Source organism: Agitococcus lubricus, assembly GCF_003051055.1.
Taxonomy (GTDB): domain Bacteria; phylum Pseudomonadota; class Gammaproteobacteria; order Pseudomonadales; family Moraxellaceae; genus Agitococcus; species Agitococcus lubricus.
The window spans coordinates 29068-51425 of the sequence record NZ_QAON01000019.1 but is presented as its reverse complement, the minus strand read 5'-3'; the positions used below and the strand labels follow the sequence as shown (position 1 = coordinate 51425).

Annotated in this window: 10 protein-coding genes; 8 read left to right on the top strand and 2 right to left on the bottom strand. The window is 43.0% G+C overall.

Annotation, left to right across the window (positions count from 1 at the left end; translation table 11 throughout):
- Window positions 1-82: 82 nt before the first annotated feature.
- Window positions 83-280: a hypothetical protein gene (locus tag C8N29_RS14560; protein WP_107866803.1), complete on the bottom strand. Its 198-nt coding sequence runs from the start codon at window positions 278-280 to the stop codon at window positions 83-85.
- A 358-nt stretch (window positions 281-638) separates the two neighbouring features.
- Entirely contained in the window at window positions 639-1037 is a 399-nt protein-coding gene (locus tag C8N29_RS14555; protein ID WP_107866802.1) for a hypothetical protein, read from the bottom strand.
- A 364-nt stretch (window positions 1038-1401) separates the two neighbouring features.
- Here C8N29_RS14555 and C8N29_RS14550 point away from each other — a divergent pair, with 364 nt between their 5' ends.
- The 8 genes from C8N29_RS14550 to C8N29_RS14515 all read left to right on the top strand — a co-directional run bounded on the left by C8N29_RS14550 (window position 1402) and on the right by C8N29_RS14515 (window position 21826).
- Window positions 1402-3078 carry a ShlB/FhaC/HecB family hemolysin secretion/activation protein gene (locus C8N29_RS14550; protein WP_107866801.1) on the top strand — a complete coding sequence of 559 codons (1677 nt, stop codon included), beginning with the start codon at window positions 1402-1404 and terminating at the stop codon, window positions 3076-3078.
- A gap of 12 nt (window positions 3079-3090) precedes the next feature.
- Complete coding sequence (locus tag C8N29_RS14545; RefSeq protein WP_107866800.1) at window positions 3091-4923, top strand: DUF2341 domain-containing protein; 1833 nt, start codon at window positions 3091-3093, stop codon at window positions 4921-4923.
- Window positions 4924-4941: 18 nt separating this feature from the next.
- Window positions 4942-5343, top strand: a complete 402-nt coding sequence (locus C8N29_RS14540) for an ExbD/TolR family protein (RefSeq protein WP_107866799.1) — start codon at window positions 4942-4944, stop codon at window positions 5341-5343.
- Entirely contained in the window at window positions 5340-6053 is a 714-nt protein-coding gene (locus C8N29_RS14535) for an energy transducer TonB family protein (protein ID WP_107866798.1), read from the top strand. The genes C8N29_RS14540 and C8N29_RS14535 overlap by 4 nt, the downstream gene beginning before the upstream one ends.
- A gap of 29 nt (window positions 6054-6082) precedes the next feature.
- Window positions 6083-8110 carry a putative porin gene (locus C8N29_RS14530; RefSeq protein ID WP_107866797.1) on the top strand — a complete coding sequence of 676 codons (2028 nt, stop codon included), beginning with the start codon at window positions 6083-6085 and terminating at the stop codon, window positions 8108-8110.
- A gap of 10 nt (window positions 8111-8120) precedes the next feature.
- Complete coding sequence (locus tag C8N29_RS14525) at window positions 8121-8774, top strand: hypothetical protein (RefSeq protein WP_107866796.1); 654 nt, start codon at window positions 8121-8123, stop codon at window positions 8772-8774.
- A gap of 14 nt (window positions 8775-8788) precedes the next feature.
- On the top strand, window positions 8789-9202 hold the full coding sequence (locus C8N29_RS14520) for a YbjN domain-containing protein (protein ID WP_107866795.1): 414 nt from the start codon (window positions 8789-8791) through the stop codon (window positions 9200-9202).
- 147 nt (window positions 9203-9349) lie between these two features.
- Complete coding sequence (locus C8N29_RS14515; protein ID WP_107866794.1) at window positions 9350-21826, top strand: filamentous haemagglutinin family protein; 12477 nt, start codon at window positions 9350-9352, stop codon at window positions 21824-21826.
- The last annotated feature ends 532 nt before the right edge of the window (window positions 21827-22358 follow it).

The following is a 22358-nucleotide window of genomic DNA, read 5'->3' as shown; positions in this document are numbered from 1 at the left end:
TCGGCTTTTTCATTGACTTCGTTGCTTTCATAAACACCTCTACTTGCAGTATAAATACTACCTATCAAAGTGTCCTGTTCTATTAAACCATTACACGCGTCATGGTATCGCAGGCAATGCTGGCCATAAAAGTAGCTCGTCTAGGCACAATACCCTGCCAACCAAACACTCTATAACCTGCAATACGCGTTTCAAAGCCTAACCATTGAATAGGATTAAACATCATCCAGATAGCAATAATTTTGGTGACATAGCCAATACCTGCGGCAACAAATGGCATTGACGCATAAAGCAACCAATTATTTGATAGGTCCGTAAGGATATCAGCAAGGGATAGCATAAAATTCATACTCTCAGGCGATGGATTGGATGGCTTTATGCGTGTTTTATCCGAAGTCGCAGAGAGATAGCAGTGACAATTGTCAGCCGATGAGGTAATCGCAGTAATAGACTCTAGATAACATGATCAATAAATATATGTGTTAGTAAAAAGGGGTATTGTCGTGAGTGCCACCACCGTCTTAAATATCGAGGATTATCAATAGAGGTGGTTGATGTTTTGCGTGTGAGCTGCATTACTGATAAGTATTGACTCTTTCGCAACCATAATCAAAACATCAACAGACGCTAATTCATCATTATTTCTCGGTATCCTCTTCTGTATCTTCTGTCTCAGTATCTCCATCATTCAAAAAAGCCGAATCATCACCAGGTTTAACCAATTGCTCGTTGGGAAGCGTGAGTGCTTGTGTCTTTAGCATAGGATTTTCATTGGTTATCTGAGTGCTTGAGCCTAAGTTATCACTGGCTTTTACCGAGAAAGAAGTGGGGCTGTCTGCCATCGTTGTAGCCTCTTGAGATGTGTTAGGTTGAAAGCGTGCATCCTCTGTTTGAGAGGGAGTTTGGCTATCATCAGCGCCAAATTTGAGAAGCATGATAATCAGCGTCAGTAAACAAATCAGTATTAGCCAAGGCCATATAGGAATGTTTTTTTGCTCGGAGGTGGGCGCGTGGCTAGTCACATTGTTCATCATCATCACCGATTTGTACGCAATAAAATTCTGCAATTTGTCACAGAGAAGACATTTTTCTGCAATAAAAAAACACCATAGTAGCTTCCATAACGCATGCCGCTCTGTGCATGTATCGTCGCTGCCAATGAGCCTACTCAAGAAATATGTAGTCGATATGACAAAAAGATGAGTGTTTTATTGCAGCTCTTAAACAAGCCATGATTGATGTTGAACACGCATTAAGGAAGACATCTCACCGTATTTTCTCCTCCTTGTTTGAACTTAAGCCGCATGAACAATGTGAATGCTCAGAGGTTGAGAGAATGATGTTTAGCGTGTTGTCTAAACGGATGTTGAAAATCAAGCCGATATTGGGGATTGTATACTGATGTATTTGCGCTGTTTGCTCGTTATCACGACTACCATAACGGCTGGATTGACTGTGCCTGTTTATGCAGAGCACAGCACGACGTCTATAAAAAATCAGCAGCGTCCTGTACGTCAATTAGATTTATTAGAAATTATTGTGGATGGCAATACGGTATTGTCGGATAGCGAAATTCAAGAGGTATTATGGCCATTTTTGGGGCTGAATAAAGCACCTGAAGATGTGGATAAGGCACGTGAGGCACTAGAAAAATATTATCAAAAACAAGGTTATAAAACGGTATCGGTCAATATACCAAAACAATTTGTTAAAGAAGGAACTGTCAGTTTACATGTTGTTGAAGGCAAAATTAGGTCAGTATCTGTGACAGGAAGTCAGTACCACTCACTGACGCGTATCAAAAAACAGCTCTCCGAGTTTAGAGAGGGTCACGTTCCTAATTTTAATAAAGTACAAGAACAAATTCAGCAGGCTAACAGCTCAGCAGATAATGTAGTCACTCCGAGCTTAAAAGCGGTCAATACAGAGCCAATGCCAGAAGACTTGCTCGCTAAAGATAAAAATCAGCTTGGGCATAAACTGGCAAATTTTATTGATGTCGAGCTCGCGGTTGAAGATAAATTACCGTTACACGGTTTGGTCGAGTTGAATAACCGTTACACCCAAGGAACGAGTGAGTTTCGTTCGGCAGTGAATATCAGTTATGACAACTTATGGCAACGTGGACATAGTATTTCGTTGTTTTATCAAACCGCTCCCAAAGCACCGCAGGAAGCAGGAGTGATTGTTGCGAATTATAGTTTTAAGCAATTGCTGGCAGGAAAAAATGTCAATTTCTCTTTAGGTGGCATGCGCTCTAACAGTAATGTGTCTACTTTGGGCGGGATAGAAGTGATTGGTGGTGGCCACAGTTATAGTGCTAAAGCCTCATGGCCATTAGATTCTATTAATGAAAAAAAGTCACATGCTATTAATATAGGTATAGATTATAAAAGTTTTGCCTCTAAGGTGAAGTTGGCTGGCTCTAGCACCACAACGCCTATCCGTTATTATCCCTTATCGCTTGCTTACTCGTCGTTTAGCTACGATGAGCAAAGCAGCATTCAGTTTGACACCAGTTTTACCGTTGCCTTACCACAGCTAGGCAGTGATTCTTCACTGATTGACCAAAATCGTTTTGGTGCAAGTCGACAGATGATTTATAACCGCACCTCTATAGCCTATAACCGAGATTTGGCTAACGGTTGGCAATTATTGGCTAAAACGGTGGGGCAGATTAGTGATAGACCCCTAATATCTAACGAGCAATTAAGTGCGGGGGGAATGGATACAGTTCGGGGGTATTTAGAGTCAGAAGCCATTGGCGATTACGGTCTTAATACGGTGTTAGAGCTGCGTAGTAAATCACTGACCGAATACCTTAACGAGGGTTCTCGTTTACAAGCACTACAAGACCTAAGACCTTTTATATTTGTTGATGGTGCGAGTTTATATCAACATCAGCCTTTACCCGATAGTCCACGCAATGTGGATTTGGCGAGTGTGGGATTTGGCTTAAATATCAATGCTTTTCAATATCTTAACGCGGTATTAGACCTGAGTGTGCCTGTTGTTGATGGGCCAACAACACACAGTGGGGATAAACGCATTCTTTTTCGTCTTTGGACTGCTTTTTAGAGAGTATGCCTCATGGTTAATCAGATTAATAAACATACATCAATGCCATTGCGTGCGAAGACACTATTGTCTTTTGCGGTGTTGGGCTTAGTCGGGTTATCGAGTCAAGCCCAAGCGTGGTGGAGTAATGACTGGGCATATCGCAAGTCGATTACCTTAGATGCTCAGGCAGCAGGGGTATCAAATGAACAAAATACAGTGCCCGTGTTAATTCGTCTGCATGAGGGTATTTTGAAGTTTACAGACGTTGCGCCTGATGGCGCTGATATTCGCTTTGTTGCCGATGATGATAAAACACCGTTAAAGTTTCATATCGAAAAGTTTGACTCTGTATTTAATTTGGGTTTTGTTTGGGTGCATGTCCCTAAGTTGGCAGCAGGAAAGCCCACATCCATTTGGATGTATTACGGTAATCAAAAAGCGACTCCTGAAAATAATAGCAAAGATACCTACGATGCCAATCAAGTAGCCGTCTATCACTTTGCTGAAAAAGGTACACCAGTTCAAGACAGTAGCGCATTTCAGCATCATGCAACGAATTTTGTGGCTACCAATGAAAGTGGCTTAATTGGTAATGCAGCACGTTTTGACGGCACAGCCAGTTTAAGTTTGCCCGCCAGTATCACGACTACAGGTGGCACAGGTGTCACATGGTCGGCATGGGTAAAGCCTGTTGCGCCAGAAAGCTCGGTGATTTATGCGCAAGCGGCGGCCAATAATCTAATTGTTGGCTTAAATAATGGTGCTCCCTATGTGTCTGTCAATAATGTCTCTACGCCTTTGTCGGCACAAATTGCCGACAATAATTGGCATCATTTAGCGCTGACATCGAATGCAGGACAAACCACATTTTATGTGGATGGTCAGGTACGTGCCACGCTCAATCAAGGAATTAATGCCTTACAGGGATTAGCGACCGTTGGGGGATTGGGCAATCAGCAATTATTTCACGGTGAAGTTGATGAACTAAAAATTGCCAAAGTTGCCCGTGATGCCACCGCTATCCAATTAGAAGCCAATAACCAAGGCACCAATGACAAATTGGTACAGTTTGGTGGTGACGAGGCTTCCTCAAGCAGCGAGACTGGCTATTTTGGTGCGATTATGGCGTCTCTGACCTTTGACGGTTGGGTGGCGATTGGGTTTTTAATGGTCATGATGGTCATTAGTTGGATTGTCATGGCGCAAAAAGGGCGATTGATTGGCCGCGTTTCAAAAGCAAATAATTTCTTTTTGGAGTTATTTCAATCGGCAAAAGGGGATTTTGCTAAGTTGCATGCGGTGACTCAAGCCTCTGCCAACCCGCAAGAAGCACACCTAAACGCACAGCAATTTCTATTACTTAGTCACTCCCCTCTGATGCGTGTTTTTCAACGTGGTATCAATGAGTTACATGACCGTCTACAAATTGACCCCAGAACAGGTCGCCCACTTGCGGTGTTATCTGAACAATCTATTGAAGCGATTAGAGCTACCTTAAATGGTGCTTTAGTACGCGAGACACAATTCTTAAATAAAAATTTAGTACTGTTAACCATCGCGATTTCTGGAGGCCCTTTTATTGGCTTATTAGGCACAGTGATTGGGGTCATGATTACCTTTGCGGCGGTGGCGGCGGCAGGGGACGTGAATGTTAATGCCATTGCACCTGGTATTTCTGCGGCCTTAGCGGCAACCGTTGCGGGCTTGGCGGTCGCGATTCCTGCCCTGTTTGGTTACAACTACCTGTTAACACGCGTAAAAGAAAACACTGTAGAAATGAATGTTTTTATTGAAGATTTTATTGCGCGTATGGCCGAAAACTACAATGACCCAGCCGCATTACATGCGATGAGTGATGACTAAGTATGAGGAGTAATCAGCATGCAAGTGCAAGAGGATAAGGCCTACGACGACATCAATATTACCCCTATGCTCGACTTGGCGTATGTGCTTTTAGTGATGTTTATCATCATGACGACCGCCGCCGTGCAGGGGATTAAAGTCAATCTGCCAAAAACCAGCTCGCAGCCCAGTTTGGCTAAACCGAAAACGGTATCGGTGACTATTGCCAATGACGGTAAGATTTTTATGGATGCAGTGCCTGTATCAATGGCCGAACTAGAAGACCGTTTAAGGCAAAAGAAAGCGGAAAATCCTGAGTTGCCTGTGGTAGTGAGAGGCGATGGAGAAACGCAATATCGAAATGTGATTGATGTTTTGGCCTTGTTATCGAAGTTAGAAATTACCCAACTCGGTTTAGTTACACAGCGATTGGTGCAATGAATAGCGTGTTTGTGAACGGCGGCTTAGCAGCGACACCCGCAACATTTTGGCAAAAACATCTCAGTAAAATCCTGATTGCTGGACTCTTGCTATTGATTGTCGGGGCTATTTATTACCTTGTTGCCAATAAGCAGCCGAGTAAAAAAGTGATGCCTGCACAGGTGGTACAGTTGAAAATTATTGTTCCGCCGCCGCCACCCCCACCACCGCCGCCGCCAAAAGAAGAGCCAGTGAAGGTAAAAGAGCAAGTGCAACAGCCTACACCTGAGCCTGTACAAGCTGCGCCCATGCCTAAATCCGAAGCACCGCCCACGCCACAGTTAGCCGCAGATAGCGAAGGAGCTGGCGATTTGAGTGGTAAAGCAGGTGGTACTCCCTATACGGGCGACGGTGCGATAGGTGGGACAGGCGGGGGTAACGGTACAGGTGTAAAAGGCAGTTATCGGGGCGCATTGGTTAATGAGTTTAATGAGAAGTTAAAAGCAGAGCGTGCGCGTTTGCGTAGTAGTGTGCCAATTAAACCTATTTCTGTACGTGTCAATCTTGCGGCAGATGGAACGATAGAAAAGCTCGACTTGCTAGAAGGGACGGGTCGAAACGAGATGGATAGGATTGTGATGGATATTTTGCGCCAAATAAAGAAGACCGCTAGCCCTCCGCCTGATGGGCAGGCAAAAACTTATTCATTGCGTATCAGTTTTGATGATTAAACATTTTTTGAGATTGGAGTAGTAGTTAAATGACACGTGCTGAGCAGTCATCTGTGACCAAGCCTATGTTTAGGCAATCCCCATTATGGTTTGCGATTGCGTTAGCAATGAGTGCAAATGCGTGGGCAGCAAATGGCGAGGCTGAGACTAAGGCCGTGAATCATACTGCGCCAATCAGTGCCTATGCAGCGAAAGAGTTATTACGGTATTTAATTAACAGTAAATCCTTAAACGCAGGTGATGCTCAAAAAGTGGTTGAGCAGATGCAGTCTGAACAAGCAAAAAAGACATCCGAAGAGTTGCTAAAAAGTTTGATTAACAGCAAAGCGCTGTCTTTAGCAGATGCACAAAAATTAGTCGAGAGTTTGCGAGCAAATCAAACGCCAGTAGTCAATGCACTTAAAGATGATGGCATAGTCAAAAGTTCAACGCCTGAATCTAAAGAAAAAGTAGCCACACCTGTCAATACTACGAATAATATTGCCAACGCCAACGCCAACGCCAACGCCAACGCCAACGCCAACGCCAATCCTGCAACGACACCAGCACCCGTGGCTACAGAAAAAAAAGTAGAGTCACCAGAACCAGTAGGTCGTGTGCGTGCAGTGTATTTGCCAGATAGTGAACGACAAAAAATTAGAGAGGAAATTAAAGCAGAAGTATTGGCTGCTGCTAAGAAAGAAGAATGGGTGAAAATTCAAGAAGCACCCGAATGGACACGTAATATACGCTTTTTTGGCGACATTATGCTGCGTCAACAGGCCGACTTATATGATGACCGTAATTCTAGCCAGATTTTTAACTATCAAGCCATTAATAGCGGGAGTCCTATCAACACGACTGTCAAACAAGGAACAACGCCCGATTTATTAAGTTTTCCTTTTTTGAATACCACCAAGAATCGTCAACTTACCCGATTGCGGGCGCGTTTAGGCCTGCAAGCGACGGTCGCAGATAATGTTGAAGCAGGTTTAAGATTAGCAACAGGCTCAACCACAAATCCTGTCTCTAGCAATCAAACCTTAAGCTCAAATTTTGCCAAGAGCAACTTTTTATTAGACCGTGCATGGTTACGCTATCAAGCGACAGATACCATGAGTTTTAGTGCGGGCAGAATGGCTAATCCGTGGGTGTCAGCAACTGAGTTGGTGTGGGACAAAGATGTGAATTTTGATGGCTGGGCAGTGCAATATAAGCCACATAGGTTATCCAAAGCGAATTTTTCATTAACCACGGGGCTATTTTCTTTAGAAAGTACCGATGCCAACTTCCCAAATAACAGTCTATTCAAAGTGGGGAGCGAAAATAAATGGTTATACGCCCTACAACTGGCCAGCAAAATCAATGTTAGTGAAGAGCTCAGTTTACGTGGCAGTATGGCGTATTACGACTTTGCCAACGTGCAAGGGCAGGTATCTAAACCCTGTTATACCCCAGACAGTAGTACGTCTTGTAGTACAGACCATACCCGTCCAATTAATGTGCAAAAAGGCAACACCATGATGGCGCTGCGTGACACACAGCCCTTAAACAGTGGTGTAGACCCTGAATATCAATACTTTGGATTGGCTTCTCCCTATCGGTTATTAAATATTAATGTGTCATTAGACCAACGCTTAAACAGTGCACTGCATGCTCAATTTGATGTGGATATCGTCAAAAATCTCGCATTTAACAAGGCGAATATACAAAAGCGTCAACCCATTAATAATTTAGCGCCTTGTCCTGTCGCTAATCCTAATTGCAATCAGCAGTTTGTTGGTGGCGATTTAGGCTATCAAATGCAAATGCGAGTGGGTTATCCACAAATTAAATCCTTTGGTCAATGGAATACTAGCTTTGGCTATCGTTATGTGGAAACAGACGCTGTGTTAGATGCCTTGACTGACTCCGACTTTCATTTGGGTGGCACGAATACAAAAGGCTATTTTTTAGGGGCAAATTGGGGCTTTGCGAATAATGCATGGATAGGTGCAAAGTGGTCAAGTGCGACAGAAATAGAAAGTGAACCACTGGCAATTGATGTATTGCAAGTGGATGTCAATGTTCGCTTTTAAGGGGTAAATCATGAGTACCAAATTTGTGGTATCACTGTTGGTGATGGCTATAAGTACCCACGTTTATGCTGACCCCGCACTAGATAGAATGCGTGACCAACTACGCCAAACTGTGCTGCAAATGCGTCAGCTCGAAGACGAAAACCTGAGTCTAAAAGCAAAACTGGCCAATGCAAATACGATAGCGAGTGCTCCTGTGGTCAAAATAGTCACTAAAGACAACAGCGCAGAGTTGCTTAAGTTACGTACGACGGCGCAACGTGAGCTAGAAAAAGCCAGTGCATTACAAAAGCAAATAGATGAAATGACACAACAAAATCAACAACTACAAAACTATCTCACAGAAGTCAAAGTCATGCTGAGTCATCAACAGCAGTCTATCTTAGCATTGAACGAAAAAACGCTATGGGCAGAAAAAAGGCAAAAAATTTGCGAGCAGAGTAATCAGTCTTTGCTTGAGTTGAGTCAAGAGATTTTACAAGGCTATCAAAAGCAAAATTTTTGGCAAGCGATGCGTAAACATGAGCCACTCTTGGGTTTATATAACGTCAAAATGGAAACAATTTTACAAGGTTATCAACAAAAAATACTGGCTGCACAGTTAACGCCGAGTGTTAACGATAATCAAAACCAACAGCCTGTATCTGACAGTTTTTTGCCATAATCAAGGTATATAAGATGAGTGATATATTGCAAGTAGTTAGCCCTCAGCAGATGGTTGATATGTTACAAAAGGTTGGCTGTCGGGCAGTCATTAAACAAGAAGCACAGCAAGTGCAAGTACATAGTGCTGCACAAGGTCTAAATTTTGCTATTTCGTTTGGTCAGGCACAAGGTGAGGGTTTTACCGATATAGCATTTAGCTGCGCTATTAAAATAGAAGGTGACCCACCTGCGCAACTCATAGACGGCTGGAATCAACAAAAACGCTTCACCCGTTTGCTTAAGCAAGGGGAGTGGTTAGTGTTAGTGATGGATGTGTTAGTAGCAGGTGGCGTAACACCTGTATGGTTATCTTCTCAATGCGAATTATGGGACGGTTTACTCAAGGAGTATGTCCGTTATTTACAAAACCCAAGCGCTTCTAGTTAGGGCTTAATTATCTCAGGACTTAGGTGTTTCATGCCCCTCAATCCCCCTTTAATAAGGGGGGGATGCCGAAGGCAGGGCGGTAAATGTGAGCCAATAAGCGTCCTAATGTGAAATTTAATTGTTTGTTTTGACATGCGGAGATGAATCATGGTGCGTAGACGCTCTCTATTAGCCAAACGTATTGCGCCTAAACTGAGTTTATCGACCCAAGGTTATCTGCGTTTAGCGATGATGCAGGCATTGAGTTTGCCATTATGCATGCTCCCACAACTGAGTGAGGCTGCGCCTGCCTTTGGCAGTGCGGCATGGTTTGCCCAAAGCCAAAATACCAGCGCGAAGCCAACCGCACCAACATCAACCCCCAATAATGCGCTGGTGGTAGGGGGTGTAGTTACGCCTCAACAAGCGCTAAAACAAGCAGACCGCTCTTTAGAGAACTTAAGGCGTACCTTAAATACCGTCATGCAAACGCAACGTTTGCAGCAAATGGCGGCAAAAAATTTACTGGCGAATGCTAATGTCGCCAATGGTTTGACCAATGGGGGCTTACAAGTTGCGGCAGGCGCGGAGGCGGATGCCAAAAACCCAAGTCAATGTGTGGCTAATTTTAATTGTTTATGGCAAAACGCCAATTTACCCACCCAAACCACAGTCAATGGTCAGACCACGGTTAACATACAACAAACAGCCGCTAAAGCAATTTTGACGTGGGACTCGTTTAATGTTGGCGCACAAACGACCTTAAATTTTGACCAAAAATTAGGCACACAAACGGATGGTAAAAATGATTGGATTGCATTAAATAGAATTAATGCTTCAAGCTCACCAAGTCAAATTTTAGGTAAAATTAAAGCTGATGGTTCTGTCTATTTAATTAACCCCAATGGCATTATTTTTGGGCAAGGTAGCCAAGTCAATGTACATTCTCTCTTAGCTTCCTCTTTACCTATTTATTTGAATCCGCAGTCTAAATCGTTATTAGCCCCTAATACGGCATATGTGTCGGCAAGTAATAAGTTGTTTTTAGAAAGGGGTATTAACTCTGTGGGTACGAATACCGCAGCAGGTAATTTATTAGGCATAAACTCAGGTCAAACATTATCTATTAATGATAATGGTTCTGTCACACGCGGTCAAAATGGCCAAGCAGATACTATTAATTATCAGTTGCCTAAAGATATTAGCATAGAGCAAGGTGCAAATATTCGGGTCGGTAATTTAGGTTATGCCTTAATTGCTGCCCCTAATGTCAATAATGAGGGGACTATTTCTACCGATGGTGGCCAAGTCATTTTGGCGGCAGGTTTGGGGGTATCCTTAAAAAATCCTGCCAGTGGTTCGGTTTTACTCAACCCCACGATAACAGGTAAGTTACTAGATACTGCGAACAATAATAAAGATGTCACGCCTGTAGGCACTGTGAGTAATACAGGTTTAATTCAGGCGAATCGTGGTGATGTGCGTTTACAAGCAGGCCATATTCAGCAAGATGGCGTGATTATTGCCACCACCAGTATTAGTCGTGCAGGCTCAATTAATATATCGGCACAAGATGAACAAGCCACCGATAATGCCCAAGCGCGTACAGGCTCAGTGGTGTTTGGTGCTAACAGTGTCACTACTTTATTACCCGATAAACTGTTATCCGATAATTTGTATTTGCAAGTATTGGCCAATATGGCAGGCCAAGAAAATAATTTATTAACGATTATTAACAGCCAACAAACTGACAGTGAAAAAATCGCCGCCATCAATCAAGTTTTAGCCAAAGACCAGCAATTATCAGCCGATATGTTTGCTGAGAAAATGAACTCTCTAGCCAAGTTATTAATTTCTAATCCAAAATTCAAACAAGATTTATTGATTAAGCCTGTTAATTTAACCGATAAATTAAGTCTAATCAGTGATAAATTGGATGAGACAACGATTTCGAGTCCAACCGCAACACAAGTATTTCAAACGGGTAGTATCAATATCACAGGTGGGGCAGTCACCTTAAAAGAAAAAGCCTTGATTGAAGCACCTGCACAAAAAGTTAATATCAGTGCCATTAGCCAAAATGATGCCGTCATTAATTCTTCAGCCATTAAAGACGGTAGTCAAACAGGAAGGGTATTTTTGGATAAAAATGCCGTCATTGATGTTGCAGGTTTAGCCGATATTCAACAATCTGCTAATACGAGTTTAGTGACGATTCCACGTTTAGGCTTAAATGAGTTAGCCGATTCCCCATTACTAAGAAACAGTTTTTTATATGGCAAGTCGATTATTATTAATGGTGATATTAGTGGCACACGCAACGATGGTGTGAGTTGGGTGGGTACGCCATTAGCTAATTTGTCAGGTTATGTGCAACAAGTTAAACGTACAGTCGATTTATTATTACAAAATGGCGGTACAATCTCTTTAGCAGGCAATGAAGTTTTAAGCCAAGAAAGCTCTTTACTGAATTTAGATGGTGGTTATAGCCATTATTTAGGTGGCTATTTACCCACTACACGGTTAGTTACCGAAACGGGTCGGGTAGTGGACATTGCCAATGCTGACCCTACGGTGAATTATGTCGGTATTGCTGGGCAGTTTGTTGAAGACCATCAACGTTGGAACAGTTCACAGGTTTATATCAATCCGATTGTGCGCGGTGATAAAGGCATTTATGTAGAGGATTACATTAAAGGCGGCAATGCAGGTACTTTAAATTTATATGGTGTCACCACGACCTTATTATCGGGTGATGTCAGTGCCAAAGCGGTCAGTGGCCGTTATCAAGTTGCTGGTAATCAGCAAGCCAAAGGTGGTACGGTGAATTATGGCGCAACCACGAATGCCATCAATGCGGTATTACCTAGCCCCACCTTAATTCCTGTTAGTACCAGCTTTGTCTTGAGCAATAATATTGTTAGCCTCAATCAACTAGCTGAAAACTTTAATGAGAAAAGTGTCATTCAACCTAGCACTAAAGCGATTAGCGATACCCAAAATTTAGACCACTGGACACCTGTGGATGTCAACAAGCTAGAGCAAGCAGGGGTGGCTAACGTCAATGTGGTGGCGGATACCTTTGGTGCTAACCGTTTGGGTGGTGAAGTTGTTGTTAATGAAGATGTAGATTTTGAAGTTCAATACGGTGGCAAAATCAGCCTGAGTGGCTCAAAAATCAAAGTGGATGGTAAATTAACGAGTCATTCAGGGGCAATCAATTTAGTCAGTACAGGCCGTACCTTTATTGAAGGCACAACGACGATGCCTGATAGCCAAACACCATTAAGTCGTGGTGATATTAGCATCGGTAGTAAAGCGGTTTTAGATACCAGTGGTTTATGGATTAATGATACGGGCAAAGACGCTAATCAAATTTTTGGTTCAGCCTATAGCAATGGGGGTAGTGTCAGTTTAGTCACTCAACAAAATGCCATTAATAAAAATGGTGTGGCTACCGATACCACAGGCTCAATTAACTTAAGTCAGGGCAGTGTGATTGATGTGTCGAGTGGTGGTTATGTGGCCAATACCGCCAAAGTCAATCAAAAGAATTTAGTCCCAATTGGTAAATCGGGTGATGTTAGTTTAGAAACTTATGTGCCTGCTCAATTACCCTTTGGTGGCGATGGTGCGCCACCTTTACCCAGTGATGACCCTGTATCGGGTGCAAAATTAAATTTAGCAGGTACGATTAAAGCCTTAGGTTTTAGTGGTGGCGGTAAGTTAAGTTTAAGAACATTAGGTTTACAAATTGGCGGCTCTGCCTCCGAAGATGCCCCGTGGACAATGGTATTACCCGAAAATTATTTTGATAACATGGGCTTTGGTCATATTTATTTGCAAGCCGAATATGATGCCAAAATTGCCGAATTTACTACCTTAAAACCACGTCAGTTGAGTTATGTCACCGACCAAGCATGGCGTTTATCTGACTTACCTTCATTTAGCAATTTATTAGACATTGCCGAGCAACAAGATTATTTAAAAGTGGGTCAGTGGGATGATAGTCGTCGCCAAGCGGTCAATTTAAGTATTTATGCAGGGGATTTTGCCACATGGCAAACCAATCAGCTTGGTGGTTTACCACCTGATTATACTGACTCGGGCATTACAGGTGCATTTAGCTTAGAAAAAGGCGCGGCCATTCAAGCCGATAATCAAGCCAAAGTCACGTTAGGCTCAATGACTCAAGTGAATATTAAAGGCAGTGTGGTAGCGCATGGTGGCGAAGTCACCATTACTGCCGATACTGCGCGTGGTGGTTATGCTCAAGTACCGGGTTTGGTGGTTAATGGTAATGCCTTTACCTCCGATAACAAATCCATTTGGTTATCTGCTGATAGTTTATTAGATGTATCAGGCACAACCTTATTAGACCCCTTAGCCTTTGGCGTCTCAGGCCAAAAATTAACATCAGGCAAGGTGTTGGATGGCGGCACAGTGACCATCACCAATGACACAGGCTATGTTATTGCGGTGAATTGCCAAGATAACAATAGTTGTACGGCGAATAATACTAAACAAGCAGCAACCATCAATGTATCAGGCACAACAGCAAGCCTAGATTTAGCCAATGAGCAAGGCCAATGGCAAAGCCAAAAAGTGGCGAGTAACGCAGGTAAAATCCGTATTGGTGCCGCTAAAGGCTTGTATTTTCATGGCAATCTACAAGGACACAGCGGCGACAATAATACCGAAGGTGCGAGTTTAGCCATCACCCCCTTAGTTGGACGTTTTAATACGCCAGAAGAATTTAAGGGGGCAAAAGCCATTCATTTAACCCAGCATCTCGTGGCAATGCCTGATGCCGCTAAAACCCCGACCCCCGAAGTAGATACATTTATTGAACATGATGCCGATGACAGTGTTGCCCCAACAGGCATTTTGCATTTTGCGGCGGATAGTCTAAAGGATTCGGGCATCAGTAGTTTGAATTTAGGCGTTGACCCTAAGCTAAACAGCTCACAAGCGCCATTACCGATTATTTTTTCGGAAGATGTTAAATTATCCCTGAGTAATCGCTTAAATATTAATATGTCTATGATGTTGACGGGTGTTTATACGCCTAACGTCAATATTGATGATGAAAGTACGGAGTTTATTAGTCAGTTTCGTGTCTTTAGCCCTAGCACTAAAGCAACATTAGGGACAATTATTGACGAAGAAGAAACCGTTTTTTTAACAGGAAAAGTAGAATATCTACAAAAAGAGTTTGATATTCAGTTAGATGCATCGTATGTCAATGTCAGTGGTTTGCATTTTGGCGCGAACTATCCGCTCTACTATACAACGGATGATTTTGACAATTTAAGTCCTGCCGATGTGGAAGGTAATCTCTTAATGCGCATGACTTTTGCCAAGGATACCGCCCCTATTTTTGAGCGTATTATTGAGCGAGATGAGGGCACGACCACCACAACCACCAATTTATACGCACCAACCACAGACGGGAGTGGTCTTAACTACACGGTGGATTCGCGTTATGTGGAAGATGGCGAATTAGTTAAGAGTCGAGATGATGAGACCTTTGTCAGCTTATTACCCAAATTTTATAAGTCTAAATTAACCATTAATGCCGATGCAATGGACTTGGGTGGCCAATTTATGATTGATGGTTTTGCCAATGTCGCCTTAAACAGTAAAGGCGATATGCGGTTTGTCACACCGTCAAGTTATGACTATTTACGAGACGCCAGCAATATTACCCGCGCAACGGCTGTACCAGGTTTATTACAAACAACGGCAGAGTTGAACTTAAATGCAGGACAACTCTATCCTGCAACAGGTAATAAATTTATCGTCAATGCGATGGGGCATTACGAAAATCACATTCTTAAAGAAGCAGATGACCCTGAAGACCCAGAAACGACCTATACCTATAGTCAACTCAATGACTTAAAAGGCAATAAAATCCATATTGGGAAAACAGCTAATAGCAGAAGTAGCACACCCTTATCGGTGGGTGGCAGTTTGGTCTTTAACGCCGAAACCATTAATCAAGGCGGTGTGATTAAAGCGCCACAAGGCGAAATTGTTTTGGGTGCAATCAGTGCCAACGACAGCGAAGCCTTAACACGACTCAGTTTTCCTGCAACCAATTTAGATGGCTCGGCCTTAAAAGTACAAGTACCTGTTATTCAAACAAAAGAAGTCAACCTATTAGCAGGTAGTCAAACATCGGTATCCTTAGAGAATTTACTTATTCCTTATGGTATGACTGCGGATGGTCAAAATCTGCAATACAATGGCAGTGCCAGCTCCGCAGCAGGAGCCGCTACGTCGGTCGATAACCTAAAAACCGCGCCCAATAAAATGTTGTCCATCAATGGACAACAAGTGAATTTGGCGTCAGGCGCAAGCATTAATGTGGCAGGTGGTGGTGATTTACAAGCGCAAGAATGGATTGCAGGCACAGGCGGTTCTAGAGATGTATTGGCGGCTTATAACACCAGTTATGCGACAGGCTCAGCAACACAAGTGCCTTTATATGCCGACGGCCGTCCTGTGTATGCCATTGTTAAAGGCGTACAACCTCAACTCGCCGCGTATGACCCACAATTTATGGCTGACCCCTTAATTGGTCAAAGTGTTTATTTAAGTGGTATAGATGGCTTAGCCGCAGGTACATATACCTTATTGCCTGCGCGTTATGCCACTTTGCTTAATGCTTATCGTATTGTACAAGACACGGCCTTAGTCGATAGTTTGGCTCGTGATAATACGGTATTGGCAGATGGTACATTACGTGTCGCAGGCTATTTTAAGGACAGTATTTCGGGTAATAAATCGGCACGTACGACCAGCTTTTTTGTACAAAAGCCCGAAGTATGGCAACAGTATTCGCAATACCAATTCACGAGCTTAAATACCTATTTTGCCAATAATGAAGCAACCAAACTGGCCAATTTGCCCAAAGATGCAGGCCAATTAGTGTTAAATGCCCAACAAAGTTTAAGTTTAGGCGCTAAGGTCAACGGTCAAGCGGTTACTGGTGGGTTGGGTGCGGACATCAATATTGCCGCCCCTAATTTATTAATTGCCAATAAACAAACAGCCAATATCGAAGGTTTTGTTCGGGTGGATGTTGACGAGTTAAATAAGCTCAATGCAGGACGTTTAGTGTTAGGTGGCACAAGTACACGCCAAAGTAATGTGGATTTGCTCAAAGCCAAAGCCACACAAGTAGTGGTTGATACCGCAGGTAAAGCGCTAACGGCCAATGAAATTATTGTTATGGCACAAAGCCCACAACCCACAGACGAAGTACCAGAGCCAACCGTAGGTGCAGTGACCATTAAGCAAAATAGTATTTTGCAAGCACAAGGCAATAGCGAACGCGTAAGAGCGACCCCCTTACAAGTCGGGTTATTAGCTGATTTTGATGATAACGGTAATGATATTGATGCCGCAAATGGTAATGGCGCGTTATTACGTTTAAGCAGTGGCAAAGAGGTTTTAATTAACCGTATTAATGTTGCAGGCATTGACGGCGAAGGGGATACCACCACAGGCAATCTCAATATTGGCAATAATGTCAGTTTGGTGGCTAATAGTATTAGCCTAGATGCAACAGGCAATACCAATGTCGCTGCCAGCACAAAATTTGCTGCACAAAGTATTGATGCCAATGGCGCAACGGTAATTTTTAGCGAAAACAACAGTAATCAAAATGGCTTAGTGTTAAGCAGTCAATTATTACAACAATTATCAGCGATTGATAAAGTGACGATTCGTAGCCGTAGCAGCATGGCGTTTAATGGCAATGTGAATATTAATATTCCTAAAGAGCTAACTTTAAGTGCTGCTAGCTTAGTGAGTGACGGGGGTCAAAGCCAAATTAATAGTGAACGCTTAACCTTGGGTAATGATTTAGAAACAGGACTGGCCACTAGTTCGGATAAAAAAGGTCAGCTCGTGTTTAATACTAAGCAGTTTTTACTGCAAGGTGGCAAAATTAATTTAGCAGGATTTGACCACTTTACCGTCAATGCCTCACAAGGTATGGCCAGTAATGGTGTGTCACAGTTAGAGGCTCAATCTGCCCAAGTGACATTTAATACACCTGTACTTACCGCCTTAACAGGCAGTCAAAGTACGATTAGTACGCAACAAACGCTCACCGTGAATAGCTTAGCATCGCAAGCAACACCGATTGATGCGGCAGGCGGTAAATTAACACTAAAAGCCAATGGCTTAACTGTAAATAGTCAGTTACAAGCAAATTCGGGCAAAATTAGCTTGGATGCAGGGACTGGTGAGTTGTTATTAGGCGATAAGGCCAAATTAGATGTCAGCAGTCATCGTAAAGATTTTTATGATGTCACGCGCTATAGCCCCGCAGGGGATATTAATTTACAGGCTCAAGGCGATATTAAAGTCGCCGAGAATGCACAACTCAATTTAGCAGGTTTAGGGGATAGCCAAGCAGGTCAATTACGCATTCAAGGACAAGGCAAAATAGAGTTGTTAGCGCTTGCCAATGCTAAAGCAAAACAAAGTAGCCAAAGTGGTCGTTTTAGTTTAACGAGTACATCAGCAGTCGATTTAAATAATTTAGTCGATTGGTTAAATGACAGTGGTTTTCAACGCAGTGTGAACATTAGCAGCAAACAAGGCAATTTAGTCTTAGCTGCTAACAAAACCTTAAATGCCCATCAAATTCAATTACAAGCGCAAGGTGGGACAGGCCAACAAGACCGTCAAAACGGTAATGTCATTATTGACGGTACACTCAACGCAGCTAATGGCCAAGTGGCAAAAATTAGCTTAGAAGGGCGTAGCAGTGTCCAAATCAATGGACAGTTATTAGCGAATAATGCCCAACAAGCAGGTGAAATTAACTTAATGACATCAGGTCAAGGCAATGGCCAAGTGGATGCTAACTATGGTTATCGTCTAGTGGATGCCAATGACAGTGGCAAAATTGTTTTAGCTCAGAGTGCCGTCTTAAATGTGGCATCTGCTAAGCAACAACAAGGCAACATTAATTTACGTTTACCGTTATTAGCTAATCAATCCTTGAATCTGCTCAATCAAGGCGCAAGCATAAATAACCAAGCCTTAGTCAGTATTCAACCGATAGCCAGTTGGCACACCACAGACAGTAGTACAGGCAATCAACATTTTGATGGCATTATTGATCCTGCGGGTGCGTATGGTGCAGATGGTAAAAAATTAACCAACACTCTCAATAGCAACCATCAACAGTTTTATGGCCAAACCTTAGCGCAATTTATCCAACAAGTGACTGTGGATGTGTCGGGATGGGGAAATACGACGGGTACTGAATTGCGTAAAGTGATTGAATTGGTTAATCCTAGCACAACGATAAATGACGGTAATATCACCGTATTAAGCCATTGGAATTTGGCCGCTCAAGACAATAATCAAGGGGTATACCGTACCGATAAAGGCATAGCACCGATATTACAATTAACCGCTGAAAAAGATATTCAACTCAAAGCCAGTTTGAGTGATGGCTTCCAATTAGCCAATAAAGTCACGCTAGAACAATCGGGCGTGGTTGACCCAGATGCCGAGCCATCAACTAATCCAAACAGTGTTGACTTAGATAACGCCTTATTAGGTAGCCAAACATCACCCACGAGCTTAGGATTGCTAACTGCAAATTTAATGACGGGTGATAGCAGTTCATTTAGTTTATGGGCAAAAACGGGTGATATTCGTTTAGAAGGAAAAGAATTAGTTAAGCCAAGCAGCACCGATAATCGTTCTTTAGCTATTCCAACCATGTTGCGTACAGGCGTAGGCAATATTGACTTAAAAGCAGGCAATGATATTGCGATTGTTGATACCTTAGCCCCTGCGGTGATTTATAGTGCAGGTAAAGTTGAGCAGCAAAATAGCCAGTCAACCATTGTCCAGAGCAAACAAGGTTTGCCTCTGTTAGTAAATAATGGCCTCGTCAATAGTAGTAAAGGGGGTAATATTACCTTAGTCGCAGGCCGTCATATTATTGGCCAAGAAATGATTACCGATGATGCAAATGGCACGGTGACTGGTCAAGCAAAAATGGATATGAGTCAATTTTGGTGGCCGTGGTTACAAAACCCTTGTTTCTTTACCGAAGTGGGCTGTGGCAACAATACCTCATCGGCGATTAACTTAGCGATGTTTAATCAAGGCATCTTAAGTGTCGGTGGTGATGTTGATATTGCCGCACAAGGTAATATCCGTGATTTGTCGGTGTCTTTACCGACAACATGGACAAAAACCAATAATCAAACTCAAACTTATGGTGGCGGTAATTTAGACCTATATGCAGGCGGTAATCTATTAAGTGGTACTTATTTTGTTGCCAAAGGGACGGGTAATATCAAAGTAGATGGCGTGATGAGTGCCGATTTATTTGATGATAACTTTAATCCTATCGCCACCTTGTTTGGTTTACAAGATGCTAAACTGAATATTGTTGTCAATAGTTATGCCGAAGCAGGCGGCGTATTTAATCCTTCTTGGTTATTCGCTGGCTTTGATAGTCAATCGTATAGTGCAAATTCAGCATTTAACTTACAGTCCATTGCCAGTAGTGTGGTGTTAGGCAATTTAGCGACTACTGCGGGCAGTAGTTACGGCGTCAACGAAGATATTGAAAGTCCATTATCACAGGCTTACCATTTTATTGCGCCTGCTCACGTTGATTTAGTGGCTGCATTTGGTTCGGTCAATATCCGTAAAAATCTAGAGTTATATCCCTCCGCAACAGGTCAACTTAATATTTTGGCTGATGGCAATATTAATCTCATCAACAATGATGTAAATAACAGTTATGTCGGGTTAATTGATGCGGATGCCTCCGTATTGCCCTCTATTGATAATCCAATCATCGCTAATGTGAAAGCCAGCTTTATCAAGAGTGGCCAAAACGCTGCCGTAGATTTACACACTGCTTTAGGCTTGCATCGTGCAGATAATCAACCGATGCGTTTATATAGTGTGACGGGTAGTTTGGTGAATGGTCATCCTGAGCGTCAATATAATGGGGCAATGATTATTGCGAGTCCCAAATTTGCCGATATTCGAGCAGGTTTAGATATTGTGAATTTGTCATTTATGGGACAGCATTTATATGCTTCGGATGTGACCAATGTACAAGCAGGGCGTGATTTTTATAATCCAAGTTTAGTGGCTAACCAAAGTGTGCCATTTGTTGAGTTAGGGGGGTTAGGGGCGTTAAACATTCAAGCGGGACGTAATTTAGGGCCATTAACCTCTGCCAATGATGCCTTGACTCAAGGTTATTTATTGCCGAGCAATCCGTCATATCCCGCCATTCGTACTATCGCAAACAAGAATAATGCCTACTTACCGCGTACAGGTGCAGACATTCACTTAGCATTTGGCCTCAGTCCAGAGATGCAAGGTTATGATGAGACCATTGCCATTAATCCTTTAGGGACTGTCCAGTTACCAACAGCCAAAATACAGATTGATGCCTTTGCAAATACCTATCTGAATCCAGCCGTTTTACACAACCCTGACGATGTGAATGACAGTTTAGGTACGCCAGATTATCGTCAACAGTTAGTTAATTTTGTTGGTCAATATCAGCAAGACCAATTAGTACGGACACAACAAACAGGCCAGTCTGACTTATTAACGGCGGCACAGTCATGGTCGTTACTGAGTACCGAGCAACAAAAACAACAAGCACAACAGGCGTGGCAGTTATTTAGTCAATTACCCATAGGTCAACGTCAGCGTTTAGTCAGTGCGGTGTTTTTAGATATTCTGAATCAAGTGGGTTTAGATTATAACCGCGAAAGTAGTCGTTTTAGTGGTCAATATGGTCGTGGTTATAAAGCCATTGATACCTTATTCCCTGCCAGTCTAGGATTTACGGCAAACAGCCTGACAGGCAAAAATGGCGCACAGCAAACGGTCAAAACAGGCGTGTTTGATATGCGTGGCTCAACCGTACAAACACAAAAAGGCGGTGATATTGCCATTTTAGGCGCAGGCGGACAAATATTAGTTGGTAGCACCTCGGCACCCCCCCAAGTCGCGGCCTCACAAAGTACCGCAGGTATTGGCCCCAGTAGCCAAGGTATTTTAACCCTCGAAAAGGGTAAAATTGGTCTTTTTACGGATGGCAGCGTGTTATTGGCACAAAGTCGTATTTTTTCAGTACAAGGGGGCGATTTGCTGATTTGGAGTTCTAACGGCGATGTAAATGCGGGTAAAGGGGCAAAAACCAGCTCCGAAGTCCCCCCCTTAAAATACGAATGTAATATCGACCAGTTTTGCTTATTAGATGCAAAATCACAAGTCAGTGGTGCGGGTATTGCCGTATTACCGCCTAAAGCGGGTGAACCTGAAGGCACTGCAAATTTGATTGCGCCTGTTGGCACAGTGGACGCAGGTGATGCAGGGATTCGAGTATCTGGAAGTCTGAATGTCGCAGCCTTTAAGGTAGCAAATGCGGACAATATTCAGGTACAAGGAAAGTCGGTGGGCGTACCAACGGGTACAACCGATACTGCCGCCTTGTCTTCGGCAAGCTCTGTTGCAGCTGCCGCTCAACAATCTGCCGATGCGATGGCCGCAGCCCGTCAACAACAACGTAAAGACTTTATCCCATCAAACTTCCTATTTGAATTTATTGGTGGCGATGACGAGTAAGCTAACGCAAAAAAGGCAGAGAGTTTCTGCCTTTTGTATTGATGACTCTCCAACTTAAGACTTAGGCACTTGTTCGGTATAAGCCTACGGCTTTTTAGTTGAAATATGACTGTTTATAACGCACTGTTGGGACGTTGTGGTGCAACTGTTTGAGCCAAGGGTGAAGCGGGGCTTTCAAGCCACACCGTTGCTTGCCCGCTGAACGCCTGAGCCATGCAGGGCGAAGGCTGGATTGCTGTTAAGCAACGAGTTTCGCACCACGAAAGGGTTTTGCTGACGTTGGCCGAAACCAAAGTCAGTCCCGCGGAGGGCGGCTGTCATAGGGGTCTGAAATAATTTCTATATAAAAATCAATAAATTAACATTTTTTATTCCGAGCTCAGGTTATCTATAAACTCAATCAGATGTCATTATCAATACTCAAAAATCCCCCCAATAACACCGTCTGAAAACTTCATCAAATTGCAATCAATATGCAATGAAAGCGCTGGATAATCTTTCCCGTAGACCATAATGCTGTTGGTTAATAAAC

Excerpts from the sequence above, each read along its gene's own strand:
- C8N29_RS14555 (WP_107866802.1), bottom strand. The coding sequence starts at position 1,037 with ATGATGATGAACAATGTGACTAGCCACGCGCCCACCTCCGAGCAAAAA.
- C8N29_RS14550 (WP_107866801.1), top strand. The coding sequence starts at position 1,402 with ATGTATTTGCGCTGTTTGCTCGTTATCACGACTACCATAACGGCTGGA.
- C8N29_RS14540 (WP_107866799.1), top strand. The coding sequence starts at position 4,942 with ATGCAAGTGCAAGAGGATAAGGCCTACGACGACATCAATATTACCCCT.
- C8N29_RS14515 (WP_107866794.1), top strand. The coding sequence starts at position 9,350 with ATGGTGCGTAGACGCTCTCTATTAGCCAAACGTATTGCGCCTAAACTG.
- C8N29_RS14535 (WP_107866798.1), top strand. The coding sequence starts at position 5,340 with ATGAATAGCGTGTTTGTGAACGGCGGCTTAGCAGCGACACCCGCAACA.
- C8N29_RS14560 (WP_107866803.1), bottom strand. The coding sequence starts at position 280 with ATGCCATTTGTTGCCGCAGGTATTGGCTATGTCACCAAAATTATTGCT.
- C8N29_RS14530 (WP_107866797.1), top strand. The coding sequence starts at position 6,083 with ATGACACGTGCTGAGCAGTCATCTGTGACCAAGCCTATGTTTAGGCAA.
- C8N29_RS14525 (WP_107866796.1), top strand. The coding sequence starts at position 8,121 with ATGAGTACCAAATTTGTGGTATCACTGTTGGTGATGGCTATAAGTACC.
- C8N29_RS14545 (WP_107866800.1), top strand. The coding sequence starts at position 3,091 with ATGGTTAATCAGATTAATAAACATACATCAATGCCATTGCGTGCGAAG.
- C8N29_RS14520 (WP_107866795.1), top strand. The coding sequence starts at position 8,789 with ATGAGTGATATATTGCAAGTAGTTAGCCCTCAGCAGATGGTTGATATG.